16 protein-coding genes are annotated in these 16887 nt (G+C 51.6%); 13 read left to right on the top strand and 3 right to left on the bottom strand.

Going from position 1 to position 16887, the window contains the following annotated elements:
• Positions 1–306: 306 nt before the first annotated feature.
• From glyA to ACXAD4_RS14930, 10 genes are all read left to right on the top strand, one after another.
• Positions 307–1557 carry a serine hydroxymethyltransferase gene (glyA, locus tag ACXAD4_RS14975; RefSeq protein ID WP_475242446.1) on the top strand — a complete coding sequence of 417 codons (1251 nt, stop codon included), beginning with the start codon at positions 307–309 and terminating at the stop codon, positions 1555–1557.
• 165 nt (positions 1558–1722) lie between these two features.
• Positions 1723–2172 carry a transcriptional regulator NrdR gene (gene nrdR / locus ACXAD4_RS14970; RefSeq protein ID WP_039460556.1) on the top strand — a complete coding sequence of 150 codons (450 nt, stop codon included), beginning with the start codon at positions 1723–1725 and terminating at the stop codon, positions 2170–2172.
• A 48-nt stretch (positions 2173–2220) separates the two neighbouring features.
• Positions 2221–3369 (top strand): bifunctional diaminohydroxyphosphoribosylaminopyrimidine deaminase/5-amino-6-(5-phosphoribosylamino)uracil reductase RibD, encoded by a 1149-nt coding sequence (gene ribD, locus ACXAD4_RS14965; protein ID WP_475242444.1) that lies wholly within the window; start codon positions 2221–2223, stop codon positions 3367–3369.
• Positions 3370–3377: 8 nt separating this feature from the next.
• Positions 3378–4034: a riboflavin synthase gene (locus tag ACXAD4_RS14960; RefSeq protein ID WP_107301462.1), complete on the top strand. Its 657-nt coding sequence runs from the start codon at positions 3378–3380 to the stop codon at positions 4032–4034.
• A 35-nt stretch (positions 4035–4069) separates the two neighbouring features.
• Complete coding sequence (gene ribBA / locus ACXAD4_RS14955) at positions 4070–5173, top strand: bifunctional 3,4-dihydroxy-2-butanone-4-phosphate synthase/GTP cyclohydrolase II (RefSeq protein WP_475242442.1); 1104 nt, start codon at positions 4070–4072, stop codon at positions 5171–5173.
• 174 nt (positions 5174–5347) lie between these two features.
• Positions 5348–5818 (top strand): 6,7-dimethyl-8-ribityllumazine synthase, encoded by a 471-nt coding sequence (gene ribH, locus ACXAD4_RS14950; protein WP_107301464.1) that lies wholly within the window; start codon positions 5348–5350, stop codon positions 5816–5818.
• Entirely contained in the window at positions 5818–6285 is a 468-nt protein-coding gene (nusB, locus tag ACXAD4_RS14945) for a transcription antitermination factor NusB (RefSeq protein WP_107301465.1), read from the top strand. The genes ribH and nusB overlap by 1 nt, the downstream gene beginning before the upstream one ends.
• 62 nt (positions 6286–6347) lie before the next feature.
• Positions 6348–7319 carry a thiamine-phosphate kinase gene (gene thiL / locus ACXAD4_RS14940; protein WP_475242439.1) on the top strand — a complete coding sequence of 324 codons (972 nt, stop codon included), beginning with the start codon at positions 6348–6350 and terminating at the stop codon, positions 7317–7319.
• A gap of 3 nt (positions 7320–7322) precedes the next feature.
• Positions 7323–7808: a phosphatidylglycerophosphatase A gene (gene pgpA / locus ACXAD4_RS14935; protein ID WP_475242437.1), complete on the top strand. Its 486-nt coding sequence runs from the start codon at positions 7323–7325 to the stop codon at positions 7806–7808.
• A gap of 122 nt (positions 7809–7930) precedes the next feature.
• Positions 7931–10027, top strand: coding sequence for a hypothetical protein (locus ACXAD4_RS14930; protein ID WP_475242436.1), 2097 nt, complete (start codon positions 7931–7933; stop codon positions 10025–10027).
• A gap of 81 nt (positions 10028–10108) precedes the next feature.
• On the opposite strand, the gene dxs is transcribed toward ACXAD4_RS14930, so the two are convergent.
• From dxs to xseB, 3 genes are read right to left on the bottom strand one after another with little or no spacing between them, the layout of a single operon-like run.
• Positions 10109–11968 (bottom strand): 1-deoxy-D-xylulose-5-phosphate synthase, encoded by a 1860-nt coding sequence (gene dxs / locus ACXAD4_RS14925; RefSeq protein ID WP_475242434.1) that lies wholly within the window; start codon positions 11966–11968, stop codon positions 10109–10111.
• A gap of 24 nt (positions 11969–11992) precedes the next feature.
• Positions 11993–12895, bottom strand: coding sequence for a (2E,6E)-farnesyl diphosphate synthase (ispA, locus tag ACXAD4_RS14920; protein ID WP_475242433.1), 903 nt, complete (start codon positions 12893–12895; stop codon positions 11993–11995).
• The gene (xseB, locus tag ACXAD4_RS14915; protein WP_039460575.1) at positions 12888–13130 is read right to left on the bottom strand and encodes an exodeoxyribonuclease VII small subunit; all 243 of its coding nucleotides are present in this window, start codon (positions 13128–13130) and stop codon (positions 12888–12890) included. The genes ispA and xseB overlap by 8 nt, the downstream gene beginning before the upstream one ends.
• A gap of 318 nt (positions 13131–13448) precedes the next feature.
• Between xseB and pomA the strand changes: the two genes are divergently transcribed.
• The 3 genes from pomA (at position 13449) to thiI (ending at position 16805) form a co-directional block, all read left to right on the top strand.
• Entirely contained in the window at positions 13449–14210 is a 762-nt protein-coding gene (gene pomA, locus ACXAD4_RS14910; protein ID WP_107301471.1) for a flagellar motor protein PomA, read from the top strand.
• Between the two features lie 9 nt (positions 14211–14219).
• A complete protein-coding gene (locus tag ACXAD4_RS14905; protein ID WP_475242432.1) occupies positions 14220–15140 on the top strand; it encodes a flagellar motor protein MotB in 921 nt (306 codons plus the stop codon).
• Between the two features lie 216 nt (positions 15141–15356).
• Positions 15357–16805, top strand: coding sequence for a tRNA uracil 4-sulfurtransferase ThiI (gene thiI, locus ACXAD4_RS14900; RefSeq protein WP_475242430.1), 1449 nt, complete (start codon positions 15357–15359; stop codon positions 16803–16805).
• Positions 16806–16887 lie beyond the last annotated feature (82 nt).

Raw genomic sequence — 16887 nt, 5'->3', positions numbered from 1 at the left:
TAATGTGGGTATTTTAGTTTTGGTTGCCCATGACGAGGGAGTGAACAACTTGAAAACAATTCACACCAAAAATGAAATAAATACCAATAAAAAGTCACATTAGGGGTATCTGATTTAGATCAAATTCTGTAAAATACTGCGTTATCTACAGGCGAGACGAAAACGTTTGCGTCCACGTGGCGCCTAGCTTTGCGGATTTTCCGTTTTTTGCCAATTTTGTGTGTTTACCGCCTCTTTGTCGGCACGGCCATTGACTGGTCTACCAGAGACAAAAAGGACTAAAACAATCTGAGTCAGGAGATACAGATGCTAAAGCGCGACATGAATATTGCCGATTACGATGCTGAACTATTTACAGCGATTCAGGAAGAAACGGCGCGTCAGGAAGAGCACATCGAGTTGATTGCTTCTGAGAACTACACCAGCCCTCGCGTGATGGAAGCTCAGGGCTCCCAGCTAACCAACAAGTATGCTGAAGGTTACCCGGGCAAGCGCTACTACGGCGGTTGTGAGTACGTGGATAAAGCCGAGCAGCTGGCTATCGACCGTGCTTGTGAGCTATTTGGTGCCGAGTACGCCAACGTTCAGCCTCACTCTGGCTCTCAAGCCAACAACGCAGTGTACATGGCACTTCTAAATGCAGGCGATACCGTTCTGGGTATGAGCTTGGCACACGGTGGCCACTTGACTCACGGCTCTCCAGTTAACTTCTCGGGCAAGCTATACAACATCATCCCTTACGGTATTGATGAAGCGGGTCAGATTGACTACGCCGAAGTTGAAGCGCTGGCGCTTGAGCACAAGCCAAAAATGATCATCGGCGGTTTCTCTGCCTACTCTCAGATCGTTGATTGGAAGCGCATGCGTGAAATCGCAGACAAAGTCGGTGCGTACTTCTTCGTTGATATGGCGCACGTTGCCGGTCTGATTGCAGCAGGCGTGTACCCGAACCCAGTTCCACATGCTCACGTGGTTACAACCACAACGCACAAGACGCTTGCGGGCCCTCGTGGCGGCCTAGTGCTGTCTAATGGTGGCGAAGATCTTTACAAGAAACTGAACTCAGCAGTATTCCCTGGTGGCCAGGGTGGTCCTCTGATGCACGTTATCGCAGCTAAAGCGGTTGCATTCAAAGAAGCGATGGAGCCTGAGTTCAAAGACTACCAGGCACGCGTGGTTGAGAATGCCAAAGCAATGGTCGGTGAGTTCCTTGAGCGCGGTTACAAGATCGTATCGGGCAGCACCGAAAACCACCTGTTCCTGGTTGATCTGATCGACAAAGGTATCACAGGTAAAGAAGCGGATGCGGCACTGGGTGCAGCGAACATTACGGTTAACAAGAACAGTGTGCCGAATGACCCGCGCAGCCCGTTTGTGACTTCAGGTATCCGTGTCGGTACACCTGCGATTACCCGTCGTGGCTTTACGGTTGAAGATGCCAAGCAGCTTGCAAACTGGATGTGTGATGTGATGGACAACATCGACAACCCAGAAGTGATTGAAGCGACCAAGGCAAAGGTGCTGGAAATCTGTAAGCGTCTACCGGTATACGCGTAAGCACTGACCCTTCAGGGTGACAGTTTTGGAACAAAAAAGGGCCTGCAGCTTGCAGGCCCTTTTTTTATGGCGGTTTCGCGCCATTTTCGGCAGAATTTTTATGGTAATAGTCTCCCCCCATTAATGAAATGAGTTACACTGGAGCGACGAAGTTGAGGAGGCAAGATGCATTGTCCTTTTTGTGGTGCCAATGACACCAAAGTAATAGATTCCCGTCTGGTGGCCGATGGCCATCAGGTTCGTCGCCGTCGCCAGTGTTTAGCCTGTAGCGAACGTTATACGACGTTTGAAACCGCTGAGTTGGTGATGCCACGGGTGATCAAAACTAATGGTAACCGTGACCCGTTCAATGAAGACAAACTGCGTGGTGGGATCCAGCGAGCGTTGGAAAAACGTCCTGTCAGTGCTGATGATATCGAACGTGCGATCAATACCATCAAGTCGCGCTTGCGTGCGACCGGTGAGCGAGAAGTGCCATCGGAAATGATTGGTAACTTGGTCATGGAAGCATTGAAAGAGCTGGATAAAGTTGCGTACATCCGCTTTGCTTCTGTTTACCGCAGTTTTGAAGACATTCGTGAGTTTGGTGAAGAAATCGCTAAACTGGAAAAATAATTGATGCCGGACGTGATGTGCCGGCTTTCTAACCGATACTGAAGTCTCATGTTCTCATCTATCGACCACGCCATGATGCTGCGCGCAATCAAGTTGGCGAAGAACGGTCAGTTCACGACTACTCCTAACCCCAATGTCGGCTGTGTGATCGCCCGCGACGATGAAATTGTCGGGGAAGGCTATCATTATCGTGCCGGAGAGCCCCATGCAGAGGTCTTTGCACTTCGTGCTGCTGGTGATAATGCGAAAGGTGCCACCGCGTATGTCACGCTGGAGCCTTGCTCTCATTACGGCCGAACGCCACCCTGTGCCGAAGCGTTGGTCAAAGCCGGTGTGAAGCGCGTGGTCTGCGCTATGGTTGATCCTAACCCGAAGGTAGCCGGACGTGGTATTGCTATGCTCGAGCAAGCCGGCATTGAAGTACAAACAGGCTTGTTGGAGCAAGATGCCGAGGCGTTGAACCCGGGCTTTATCAAAGTGATGAAGAGCGGCCTTCCGTATGTCCAGCTCAAGTTGGCAGCCAGCCTTGACGGTCGTACCGCGCTGGCCAATGGTGAAAGCAAGTGGATCACCGGCCCTGCAGCAAGGGCGGATGTCCAACGCTACCGCGCCAAAGCCGGCGCCATCTTGTCGACCAGTGCAACTGTGTTGGCTGATGATCCGTCGTTGAACGTCCGTTGGCAGGAGCTGGGCGATGAAGTGCAGCAAGGCTACCCGGAAACTGAACTTCGCCAGCCAGTTAGGGTAGTCATTGACAGTAAAAACCGAGTCACCCCGCAGCATCGTTTGGTCAGCCTGCCGGGCAAAACAATCCTGGCAAGAAAACAAGCTGACACGCTGGCATGGCCGCAGGATGTAGAGCAACTGGTTATGCCCGAAGGCGAGGGGATCGATCTCCAAGCGCTTATGGTTGAATTGGCAAAGCACAATATCAACCACATTTGGGTGGAAGCCGGCGCTGGCCTAGCAGGTGGTTTGCTGCAAGCTGGGCTGGTCGATGAGCTGATCCTCTATCAAGCGCCCAAGTTAATGGGCAGCGATAGCCGCGGACTGATGGATCTTAATGGACTGGTGTCGATGACACAGGTTCCCGAACTGAGCATCTTGGATGTACGAATGGTGGGGGGAGATATTCGTATCACCTCCCGTATCCAGAATCACATCCAAGCTGATTTACTCAATGCAGACAAAGAATAAGGTTTGACATGTTTACTGGCATTATTGAAGCCGTGGGTACAATTACTGCCCTGACACCAAAAGGCAAAGACATTTCTGTGACGGTGGACTCCGGCAAGCTGGACCTATCCGATGTAAAATTGGGTGACAGTATTGCAACCAACGGTGTGTGCTTGACTGTGGTAGAGCTGACAGGTTCAGGTTATGTGGCTGACTTGTCGCTGGAGACCCTTAAGCGTACCGCATTTGTCAATTACCGGGCGGGACAGAAGGTAAACCTTGAAAAAGCGATGCTGCCAACGACCCGTTTCGGTGGGCACATGGTCTCTGGCCATGTCGATGATGTGGCTGAGGTGATTGAGCGCTCCCATACTGGTCGTGCGATTGAGTTCTGGTTGAAAGCTCCGGCCCATTTGGCGAAGTATATTTCTGAAAAAGGCTCGGTGGCCGTTGATGGCATCAGCTTGACGGTCAATGCGATTCGCGGCGATGAGTTCAAACTGACCATCGTGCCTCACACTGCATCGGAAACGACGATGGAAGCATTTACCGCTGGCCGTAAGATTAACTTGGAAGTTGATGTGATTGCCCGCTATCTCGAGCGTTTGATGATGGGCGAGAAGGCGGCAGAGCCGAAGTCAGAAGTTTCTATGGATTTGCTGGCTCGCAGCGGGTTCCTTCGATAAACAGACAGAAGATTAACAAGAATTAAGGTATCGATATGGCTCTAAGCAGTGCAAAAGAAATCATCGAAGATATCCGCCTAGGTAAAATGGTTATCCTGATGGATGACGAAGACCGTGAAAATGAAGGCGATCTGATCATTGCATCGGAAAAAGTTACCCCAGAGGCAATTAACTTCATGGCCCGTCATGGCCGTGGTTTGATCTGCCTGACCCTGACAAAATCTCGCTGTCAGCAGCTTAAGCTGCCATTGATGGTGCAGGACAACACCGAGCAGTTCAGCACCAACTTCACCGTGTCGATTGAAGCGGCTGAAGGCGTAACGACGGGTATTTCTGCATCAGACCGCGCTGTGACGGTACAGGCGGCGGTAGCACCTGATGCTTCACCGGCTGATATCGTGATGCCAGGCCATATTTTCCCATTGATGGCGCAAGAGGGTGGAGTTCTGGCCCGTGCTGGTCACACTGAAGCCGGTTGTGATGTGGCTCGTCTGGCAGGCCTTGAGCCATCGAGTGTTATTGTCGAGATCCTTAACGAAGACGGCACTATGGCGCGTCGTCCGGATCTTGAAGTGTTCGCTGAGCAGCATGGCCTGAAACTGGGTACAGTTGCGGACTTGATTGAGTACCGCAACAACAACGAAACCACCATTGAGCGTGTCGCGCAGTGCACTTTGCCAACCGAGTTCGGTGATTTCGAGATGATCACTTACCGTGACACCATCGACAACCAGGTTCATTACGCACTGAAAAAAGGCGAGGTTGTTGACGGCGAGCCGACTTTGGTTCGTGTTCACCTGCAAGATACCTTTAAAGATATTCTCCACTCGGGTGCAACCCAGTGGACACTGCCGTCGGCGATGAAACGCATTGCCGATGAAGGCGGTGTGCTGGTAGTACTGAGTAAGGCAGAAAGCCAGGACTCTATCATCACCAAGGTTCAGAACATGGCAGCGCAGGAAGAAGGCAAGCCGGGTGTGAAACTGAACCCGAAAGATCAGTCGCGTCAGGTGGGTGTCGGCTCTCAGATCTTGTCAGATCTTGGTGTTTCCAAGATGCGTCTGCTGTCATCAAGCACTCAGCGCTACCATTCGCTATCGGGCTTTGGCCTCGAAGCGGTTGAATACATTTGCGAATAATCAAAGCGGGCCCGGTGCCCGCTTTTGCTCGAAACCTATTTCCATTTAATCAATCCCAAACATTGCCAGTATGAGGCGGGAAAGCGCTTGAATATGCCAATTGGTATAACGCATAAAGTGTGATAGACTCCCGCGGTTTCTCATACCGGAAAAGACATAGTCACAGGAAGGCCCATGAAGGTAATTGAAGGCGCCATCGCGGCACCAAACGCAAAAGTTGCTATCGTAATCGCACGCTTCAACAGCTTTATCAACGAAAGCCTACTAGAAGGCGCGCTAGACGCTCTGAAACGTCAGGGTCAAGTTAGTGATGACAACATCACTGTTGTTCGTTGCCCAGGTGCATACGAGCTACCACTTGTTGCTCAGCAGGTTGCTAAGAGCGATCGTTATGATGCTATTGTTGCGCTTGGCTCTGTGATCCGTGGCGGTACGCCACATTTTGATTATGTTGCCGGTGAGTGTAACAAAGGTCTGGCTCAGATTGCTCTAGAGTACAACACTCCAGTAGCATTCGGTGTTCTGACTGTAGATTCTATCGAACAAGCCATTGAGCGTGCCGGTACCAAGGCTGGTAATAAAGGGGCAGAGGCTGCACTAAGCGCGCTTGAAATGGTTAATGTCCTGTCCCAAATTGAATCCTAATGGGGGTTAGTGTGAAACCAGCCGCACGTCGTAACGCACGTCAGTTTGCTGTACAAGCAATCTATTCTTGGCAAATTACCAAAGGTAACGTTGCAGATATCGAGCAACATTTCCTTTCTGGCGACAACTTTGAAGAAGAAGAGCACCAGGCAGAAGCCCCGGCGCTAGCAGCACCACATACCGATGTCGCGTACTTCCGTGACCTACTAACAGGTGTTGTTCTGAACCATCAGGAGCTGGACAGCAAAATGCGTCCGTACCTGTCGCGTCCGCTTCAGGATCTAGACCAGATGGAACTGGCGCTACTTCGTCTTGCAATGTACGAGATGATGAAGCGTGATGACGTACCATTCAAAGTGGTGATCAACGAAGCTATCGAATTGGCGAAAGCTTTCGGTGCAGAAGACAGCCACAAGTTTGTGAATGGTGTGCTGGACAAGGCCGCGCCATCACTTCGCAAGAAGTAATCACAATACGATTGTTAAAGGCCAGCAATGCTGGCCTTTTTTCTGTCTATCAAAAGAAGAATATGGCAAACGAATTTGATCTGATAGCCCGGTACTTCGAGCGCCAGGCTGTGAAACGAAAAGATGTACCTTTGGCAATTGGTGACGATTGCGCCTTGCTGGAGGTACCGGAAGGGAGTCAGCTGGCCGTCAGTACCGATTCGCTGGTGGCAGGTACCCACTTCTTGGCCGAGGCTGATCCGGCATGGGTAGCTCACAAGGCATTGGCGTCGAATCTCAGCGACCTGGCTGCAATGGGAGCCACACCGGCTTGGGTATCACTGGCGTTGACGATGCCTGAGCCTGATGAAGCCTGGCTAGCAGGTTTCTGCGAGGGGTTCTTTGCTCTGGCCGAATACTACAATGTCCAGCTGGTGGGCGGTGATACCACCAAAGGCCCTCTGAGCATTACCCTGACAGTGCATGGCTTCGTGCCGCACGGCCAGGCCCTGACCCGTAGTGGGGCAAGCTCTGGTGATTGGATTTATGTCACTGGTAATTTGGGGGATAGCGCGGCCGGTCTGGCGTTGCTGCTCGGCCAGAAAAAGGTTGAGTCCCTTGAACTTGAAGCGACTTTGCTTGAGCGCCACCATAAGGCTGAACCCCGTATTCTGGCAGGGCAGGCATTGCGCGGAATTGCCTCGGCGGCATTGGATATCTCCGATGGCCTGATCAGCGATCTTGGACATATTCTGAAACGTTCTGGGGTGGCAGCAGAAATTGACGTTGATAAACTACCTCTTTCGCCAGAGCTGGAAGCTTTTGAGCCTGAGCGGGATAAAGCGTTGCAGCTAGCATTGGCCAGTGGTGAAGAATATGAACTGTGCTTTACGGTTCCGGAGCAGAATAGGGGCGCAGTGGATACCGCCTTGGCCCATAGTGGCGTAAAGGCAACCTGTGTCGGCCAATTGCGCCCGGGGCAGGGCATTACCTTGGTACGCAATAGCAAGCCGCTGAACTGGCAGCTGCACGGATATGATCATTTTGCGGAGTAAATTGTGGCAAACCCAAAAGATAAGATTAACCTGAAAAATCCATGGCATTTCTTGGCGACCGGTTTCGGTAGCGGCCTGTCACCTATCATACCGGGTACCATGGGCACTGTTGCCGCGATCCCGCTGTATTTGCTGATGGCGCAACTGCCATTTACGGTTTACTTGCTGATCACCGTGGTGGCTGCCCTGATTGGTATCACCATCTGTCAGAAAACCTCTGATGATATGGGCGTCCATGATCACGGCAGTATTGTCTGGGATGAGTTTGTCGGTTTCTGGATCACTATGGCGATTGCGCCTGTTGTGAGCTGGCAGTGGGTGTTGGCAGGTTTTGTGCTGTTCCGCTTTTTCGATATGGTCAAGCCATGGCCGATCAGCTGGTTGGACAAGCATGTCCATGGCGGGCTAGGCATTATGATCGATGATATCCTGGCGGGCTTCATGGCAATGATTGCTCTGTGGGGGCTCGGCCACTGGATGGGCTGGTAGTAACCTCTCTACCTATGAACAGATAGAAAAGCCGCGCGGTTGCGCGGCTTTTTTTATTTTTAATTCAATAGACTAAGCTTTAAGTGCTAGTGGATTGAGGCGAGAGATAGGGAGGTTGTCGGTTGAGTATACTGATGCGGGTTTATTACTTTGTTGGGTTTACGCTGTTATCACCGTTTTCTCTGGCACAGGTGTATCCATCGACTGGGACGGCGTGGGTATTGCCAGGCAGCTGGCAAGACACAGTAGTTGACGGTAGTCCTGTCACCGCCGCGCAATTGAAAGAATGGGAAAGCCAGCATGCCGACGTGGTGTTTGGCAGCATGCAAAACTGGGCGATGAACCAGAAGATGAATGCGATGGGCTATATGTATGCCCACAAGTTCGACTGCCGCCCGGGCAAGCAAGAAGCGTGGCTAAGCCAGCAGGCGTTCCAGTCGGGCGCAGATATAGAAGATGCTTACCTGCATTTTTCCGAAGATACTGAGCTGCTGGTAGATAAACCCAGTAGTGGGTTGGATTATTTGCTCAAGGGGCAGCCTTACCATCTGCTACTCATCCGTGACAGGCAGTATTCAACAGCACGCTTGCCCATTGAACTGCAGCCAAATGACCATATAGTGCTTATAGCCTCTTACCCTTTTGAAGGGGTATCTCTCAAAGCTGACAGGCTGCCTGAACTCTCCCGGCATGAGACCAATGACGAGGGGATTGTCAGTCGATGGCAGCCTGTTGGCGTTGAGTGGCATATACAAACTGACGATGACTGGAGCATAAAGTATACCGGGCACCTCGAGTGGAACGGTACTTGGCAAAGTGCTCAGCCAAAATATCAAGGCCGGGATCTCAACAGTGGTGAGCCCGGCTTGGCAGCAGGCTTAAGGGTATGGATGCTGTCGCTGTCGTGGCAGCAAGCCAGCCGGGTGGAAAGCCTGGCAATTACCCCTTGGCTTGAAATGACCCGAAGTGGGAAACAGCTGTCGCTTTCCATTCCCGGCTGGGATCCCGGTAATGACAAGAATAGCGACGGGTATGTTGATGGACGTGAGTTTGCCGCGCGTGCCAACCGTAAGGCATCGGCGCGTTTTCGTCATCAGGCAAGGCTTATTCCTGCCGGTTACCTGTGGCCGGGAACGTGCTGGTACCGGGTTAATTTCCTCGATAACGCGGTCAATAAATTCCATGCCCAGTGGTACCAACATGACTGGCAGCAGCAGGGGCTTGCCGGTGCCTACAATGATGACATGGCAAAACTGCTCGGGAGCAATCAGTTCAAGGTGCTGTCAGGCGGTAAAATACAAGAGCTACCCTATGTTGCGGGTAGCCAGCAGGCTGAATATGAATATGCCTTGCAGCTCGCAGGCTTTCTCGAGCAAGTCAAATCTCTAACAGGTACCCAGTGGCTGGCAGCAAATATTTCCGAGCTTAATGTATGGCACTATGCGCCGTGGCCTCCTGAATTGCGGGAGGTGATTGATGTCTGGTTGCGTGAACACTACCTCACACCAGCAATCGGACTGGGACGGCTTCAGCGTTATTGGGATAACTTCGCCTTGGCAGGCCAACAAGACAAGAGCCTGATCATGGCTTCGACCAAAGGGGGTAGGAGCCAGTTGTCACCATCCAGCCTTTCGGCATGGCAGTCGGATATCGAAACTGGCTTGGCACTCTATTACCTGTTCAATATTCCCGGCCAGACCTATTACCACAGCTGGAACCAGAGCTATCGCTATGGCAGTGGCCATACTGACTCAAATAACTGGGCGCAGCAGGGCATTGCCAAGAATATTGCCTACCAGCCGACAGCAATGTTGGGTGTCGACCTTGGTACTCCCGAGCCAGCACCGCAGGGGGAAGAGTTGGTAGTGTTTGATAACAAGGGAAAAAAGGCTGACTCTGCTGCTGCGGTTATTGGCGGGATCCCGCTAAAGCCCTCAGGCTGGTATTGGCTGCAGCACAGTGGCTGGTTTGGTGATTTTCCCGACCAAGGCGTTATTGCCCGTCGCTACAGTAAAGGCTTGGTTCTCTATCGCGGGATAAGGGAGCGCAACAATACCGCGTTTTTCTCGGTTGAGCCGTTGGAGGTTAGCCTTGATGGCGGCTATCAACGAGTGAGTTTTGATGGCAGTTTAGGGCCTGAGGTAGAGGCGGTGACATTGGCTGGGTATCAGGGTGTCGTATTGAGAAGAGTAGTGGTTGAGAACAGTAACGATAAATAGAAAACGCCCCAAGCAACGAAATTGCTTGGGGCGTTAATCTAGCAAAATGGCTTATCCGCTAAGAGCTCAGTAGATAATGGCTCAGTCGATATAAGCGCGGATCTGTTTTTCGAGTCCCGGCCCGTCGATCTCCAGCATGGCGTGAAGTTCGGCTTGGGTACCTTGCTCGATAAAGCGATCTGGCAGGCCGAGGTTCAGCACTGGCTTGAGTACCTTTTGTTTCATCAGGAACTCATTGATACCACTACCAGCACCACCTGCAATGGCATTTTCTTCCACCGTCACCAGTACATCATGGCTGGCAGCCAGCTCGAGGATCAATGCTTCATCAAGCGGTTTGACAAAGCGCATGTCAGCCACGGTGGCATTGAGGTTTTCGGCGGCTTCCAATGCATAGCTCAGCATTGTGCCAAAGCTCAAGATAGCCACTTTCTCACCTTCGCGGCGAACAACGCCTTTACCAATAGGCAAAGCAGTCATTTCCCTCTCTGGCGCAATACCTGTGCCGCTACCACGAGGGTAGCGTACCGCACTTGGGCCTTGGTGCATGTGACCGGTATAGAGCATCTGGCGACACTCGTTTTCGTCGCTTGGCGCCATGATCACCATATTCGGGATGCATCGCATGAAGCTCATGTCGAAAGCGCCTTGGTGAGTCTGGCCGTCTGCGCCTACGAGACCACCGCGGTCGATGGCAAACATAACCGGTAGATCCATAATGGCGATATCGTGGATCAGCTGGTCGTAGCCACGCTGTAGGAAGGTCGAGTAAATCGCTACAACCGGGTTGTAACCACCAATGGCCATACCGGTAGCCAATGTCACGGCATGCTGCTCAGCAATCGCAACATCAAAATACTGTGACGGGTACTCTTTGGAAAATCGCACCATACCAGAACCTTCGCGCATAGCAGGGGTGATTGCCATCAGCTTTTCATCCTGCTCGGCCATGTCACACAGCCAATCGCCAAAGACGTTGGAGAAAGTCGGCTGGCTTTTCGCTTTTGGAATTGGGTTCTGGGTCAGATCAAACTTGGGTACCGCGTGGTAGTTGATCGGATCGGCCTCGGCTGGGGCATAGCCCTTGCCTTTCTTGGTCATAATGTGCAGGAACTGCGGCCCTTTGAGGTTACGCATGTTCTTGAGGGTTTTGACCAGCTCTTCAACATCATGGCCGTCAATCGGGCCGATATAGTTGAAGCCAAGCTCTTCGAACATGGTGCCAGGGACAACCATGCCTTTAAGATGTTCTTCAGCACGCTTGACCAACTCTTTGATTGGTGGAGCGCCCGACAGGACCTTCTTGCCACCTTCGCGGATGGTGGTATACAGGTTACCTGAAAGCAAACGAGCCAGGTGGTTGTTTAGGGCACCGACATTTTCCGATATCGACATTTCGTTATCGTTGAGGATCACCAACATGTCCGAATGCACACCACCAGCGTGGTTCATTGCCTCGAAAGCCATACCCGCGGTGATAGCGCCGTCACCGATGACACTGACAACCTTGCGGCCCATGCCTTCTTTTTCCGCGGCAATTGCCATACCTAGCCCAGCACTGATCGAGGTCGATGAGTGGCCGACTGACAGCACGTCGTATTCGCTTTCTTCACGCCATGGGAAAGGGTGCACCCCGTCTTTCTGGCGGATTGTAGGCATCTGATCACGACGGCCTGTAAGGATTTTGTGCGGATAGGCCTGATGGCCAACATCCCAGATCAGGTGATCAAAAGGGGTGTTGTATACATAATGCAGAGCGACGGTTAACTCGACAGCACCCAGTCCAGAGGCAAAATGGCCGCTGCTCTGGCTGACAGAGTTCAATAAATAGGTACGTAGCTCGTCGCATACTGCCGGCAGACTTTCTGCAGGCAGCAGGCGTAATTCATCTGGTGTGTTGGCCAACGCCAGATGAGGGTATTTCGAAATATCCAGTGTCATAACATTCACGGCGCTTTGCTGTTTTTAGTTATTGCGCTCGATGACGTATCGGGCAAAAACTTCTAATTGTTCTGTATTGTAAGGTATTGCACTCAATGCGTGTAGTGCCTGTTGGTACAGTTGTTGAGCTTTTGCCTTGGCGCCATCCAACCCGAGAAGAGCAGGATAGGTACTTTTTTCCAGCTCGATATCTGAACCTTGCGGCTTGCCCAAGGTTTCAGTATCACTTATTACGTCAAGAATATCGTCTTGGACTTGAAACGCCAAACCAATTGCATCGGCATAGGCATTGAGTTGGGGTAAAACGGCTAGGCCTTTTTCACCCGCGGCCATAGCACCTAGGCGAACCGCACAGCGGATCAACGCACCAGTTTTGTGGCGATGGATGGTTTCCAGCTGCTCAAGACCGACTTGTTTGCCTTCGGCATCCAAATCAAGGGCTTGGCCCATGCACATGCCGCTGGCACCGGAGGCTTTAGCCAGCTCGCTGATCATTGCTACTCGGTTGGTTTCACCGTCAGCACTCAGCGGGCCTGAGGCTAGAATATCAAACGCCAGCGTCTGCAATGCATCGCCCGCAAGGATAGCTGTCGCTTCATCAAACGCAATATGGCAAGTTGGCTGGCCGCGGCGCAGGTCATCGTCATCCATGGCTGGCAGATCGTCGTGGATCAGCGAGTAGGCATGAATACACTCAACCGCTGCTGCAGGCGTATCGAGACTGGCCACATTGGCTCCGAGCATTTCACCGGTCACGTACGTTAAGAACGGACGGGCACGCTTACCACCGAGCAGGGTGCCGTGCTTCATCGCTTTGATGAGTGGCAAATCGGCAAAAGGCTGGGCGTCAATCCACTGACCGAGTTGCTGGTTGCTGCGTGTTTGATAAAACTGAAGTGATTGCGACAGAGATGGCGTGTTATTCATTATTTGCATCAAATTTGGTCAGAGGTGCTTCGTCATCTGCCTGCAGCAGAATTTCAACGCGTTGTTCGGCTTGAGTGAGCTTCTGCTGGCTGGTGCGGGCAAGCGCAATGCCGCGTTCAAATTTTTTCAGCGCGTCTTCTAGCGCAATGTCACCGGATTCCAATTCATTGACGATTGAGTCTAGTTCATCCAGTGCGGCTTCAAAGGCCATGTTTTCTGGTTTCTTGGCTGCCATAATGATGTCGTTTCTTATATAAGTGCTCGAAAAAATAGCGTAGAGCGTAATCTGGGTCAAATTATCTCACAGTAATCTGTGTCACAGACAGGAATTTTCATTTTTTATCAGCATAAGACTAAACCTGAGCAGCAAAGTGCCGATAACTAGTTGCAGTTAAGCATGTTGATGGTGATTGCTTCATATGGAAGTCACCTAGAGCACGAATAATGAACGAATGCAGCCCTTTTGGCATTGTGGCTTTGAAAGGTCGCTAGGGGCTAGATACAATGTTCGCTCGATATTGATTTACGAGTGCAACGAACTGGAGACTACCAAGTGGATTTGGCGACCCTTATAGGATTAATTGGGGCATTTGCTTTTGTCATCATGGCCATGGTGCTAGGTGGCAGCTTTGGCATGTTCGTTGACACCCAGTCAATTCTGATTGTTTTGTGTGGCTCCCTGTTTGTTGCCCTGATGCAGTACAGCGTCGGGCAGTTTCTGGGTGCGACCAAGATTGCCGTCAAGGCATTCATGTTCAAGAACGATAATCCGGAAGATTTGATTGCCAAGATCGTCGAGATGGCCGATGCGGCCCGTAAAGGCGGTTTCCTTGCCCTTGAAGAGATGGAAGTGGACAACACTTTCCTGCGTAAGGGCGTGGATTTGCTAGTGGATGGCCACGATGCCGATGTGGTGCGTGCCACCCTGCAAAAAGACATTGCGTTGACCAACGAGCGTCATGAGCAGGGGATCAGTATCTTCAAGGCGCTTGGTGACGTTGCTCCTGCCATGGGGATGATCGGTACCCTGATCGGCCTGGTCGCCATGCTATCGAATATGGATGACCCGAAATCTATCGGCCCAGCCATGGCCGTTGCCCTTCTTACCACTCTCTACGGTGCAATCTTGGCCAACATGGTCATGCTGCCGATTGCCGCCAAGCTGGGGCTGCGTAAAGACGAGGAAAAGCTCAACCGCCGCCTGATCCTTGATGGCGTACTGGCTATCCAGGATGGCCAGAACCCGAGGGTGATCGACAGCTACCTGAAGAACTACCTCAACGAGAAAAAACGTACTATCAACGTTGACGATTAAGGAGGGTAGATGGAAGAAGAACATAAATGTCCCCCTCCGGGCCTGCCGCAATGGATGGGTACCTTCGCCGACTTGATGTCGCTGCTGATGTGTTTCTTTGTTCTGCTGCTGTCATTCTCTGAAATGGATGTGCTCAAGTTCAAGCAGATCGCCGGCTCGATGAAGTTTGCTTTCGGTGTGCAGAATATGCTGGAAGTCAAAGACATCCCCAAGGGAACCAGTGTGATCGCCCAGGAATTCCGCCCAGGGCGCCCTGAACCGACACCGATTGAGGTGATCATGCAGCAAACCATCGACATGACCCAGCGTACCCTGGACTTTCACGAAGGGGATTCTGACCGTGCCGGAGGTACCAAGCGCGATGCAGGCAAGCTCACCGGGGGCCAGAGTGCTGAAATCGCCACCCAGCAGAACCAAAATAATGAATCGGAAATGTCGGAAGCCCAGGAGCAACTGTTGGAAGTGCTCAAGCAGGCCCTGAACCGGGAAATGGAAGAAGGGGCTATCGAGGTCGAGAACCTTGGCCAGCAGGTGGTTATCCGTATTAAGGAGAAAGGGGCCTTTCCTGAAGGGTCGGCATTCTTGCAGCCTAAGTTCCGTCCATTGGTCCGCCAGGTCGCTGACTTGGCGAAAGATGTTCCTGGGGTTATCAGGGTAAGTGGCCATACCGATAACCAGAAGCTGGACTCTGAGCTCTACCGTTCTAACTGGGATCTCTCAGCCCAACGGGCGGTATCCGTAGCTCAGGAGATGGAGCAGGTTGATGGCTTTGACCATCAGAGGCTTCGAGTTGTTGGCTTGGCAGATACCCAACCGTTGAACGGTAACCGCACTCCGGATGAGCGCAAGGCCAACCGACGGGTAGAGATTTCTATCATGCAAGGCGAGCCTCACTACAGCGAAGAAATTTCTAGCCGCAGTGCTCAGTAAGCTAAGTTCGGCGTTATTTACAGGCCGTCTCCCTATCAGGAGGCGGCCTTTGTTTTTGGGTTGATAAGCAACTGGCTAACGCTAAATGAAAATATGCCTACACTATATTTAAGTAGCTTGACTATATATCCTTGTTTCAGCAACAGCCTGCTTGCTGTATAATCCGCGCCTTTGATCCTTTTTGGTATTGTTTGGCCCAGTGTAGCGAAGCGTGTTATGAAATTTATCGTTAAACCCCATCCTGAGATTTTCGTAAAGAGTGAATCCGTACGTAAGCGTTTTACCAGAATCTTAGAATGTAACATTCGCATTATCCTTCAGCGTCTGTCTGATTCTATTGCGGTATACAACCGCCGCAGCCACATTGAAGTGGTGCCAAAAGACGAGAGCCTGCGCGACCAAGTGCTGGCAGTCTTGACCCAGACTCCGGGTATTCACCATACATTGGAAGTGAAGCAGACGGATTTTACCGATCTGCACGATATCTACGAGCAGACACTGGCCCATGTTGGTGACAGCCTAGATGGTAAGACGTTCTGTGTGCGCGCCAAACGTACCGGTAAGCATGACTTTACCTCGATTGAGCTTGAGCGCTATGTCGGTGGTGGCTTGAATCAGGCGATTGAGTCTGCGTCGGTGAAACTGAAGAACCCTGATGTGACTGTGCGTGTCGAAGTTCAGAACGACAAGCTAAACCAGATCCTTGCCCGCCATAAAGGTTTGGGTGGTTTCCCTCTGGGTACCCAGGAAGACGTATTGAGCCTGATCTCCGGTGGCTTTGACTCGGGTGTTTCTAGCTACCTGCATATCAAACGCGGTAGTAAGGTACATTACTGCTTCTTCAACCTAGGCGGCCCTGCGCACGAAATTGGCGTGAAGCAAGTTTCCCACTTCCTGTGGAAGAAATACGGCTCATCCGCTAAGGTGAAATTTATTGCCATCGACTTCGAACCGGTTGTTGGCGAAATCCTTGAAAACGTTGATGACGGCCAGATGGGCGTGGTGCTTAAGCGTATGTTCATGCGTGCCGCTGGCATGGTTGCCGAGCGTTTTGGTATCGAAGCGCTGGTAACGGGTGAAGCATTGGGTCAGGTATCGAGCCAGACGCTGACTAACCTTCGTCATATCGACAACGTGACTGACACGCTTATTTTGCGCCCGCTTATCAACTGGGACAAAGAAGACATCATTGATGTTGCGCGTGAGATCGGTACTGAAGATTTTGCCAAGACCATGCCTGAGTTCTGTGGTGTGATTTCCAAGAGCCCGACGGTGAAAGCGGTGAAAGAGAAGCTGGAAACCGAAGAAGCGAAGTTCGATTTCACTGTACTTGAGCGAGTGGTAACCGAGGCGCGTGTGATTGATATCCGTGATATCGAAAAAGAAAGCCAAGAGCAAGCACCGGAAATCGAGCTGGTCGATCAGATCGAAACCGATGCTGTGGTGCTGGATATCCGTAGTCCGGACGAAGAGGACGAGAACCCGCTTGAAATCGACAACGTCGATGTGAAGCATCTTCCGTTCTACAAGCTGGCGACCAAGTTTGGTGATCTGCCGCAGGATAAGACTTACCTGCTGTACTGTGACCGTGGCGTAATGAGCCGTCTTCAGGCGCTATACCTGAAAGAGAATGGCTTTGACAACGTGAAGGTTTATCGTCCGTAAGGGCAGGTTCTAGGAGAAGAAGATCCTAGATCTTAGAGCCATCCCACAAAGGGTATGCACCCTAGGAACGAGGATCTAGGAA

Source organism: Photobacterium sp. AWH4_225, from assembly GCF_056158405.1.
Note: the sequence above shows the minus strand (reverse complement) of the source record. Positions and strands in the feature narration are given on the sequence as shown.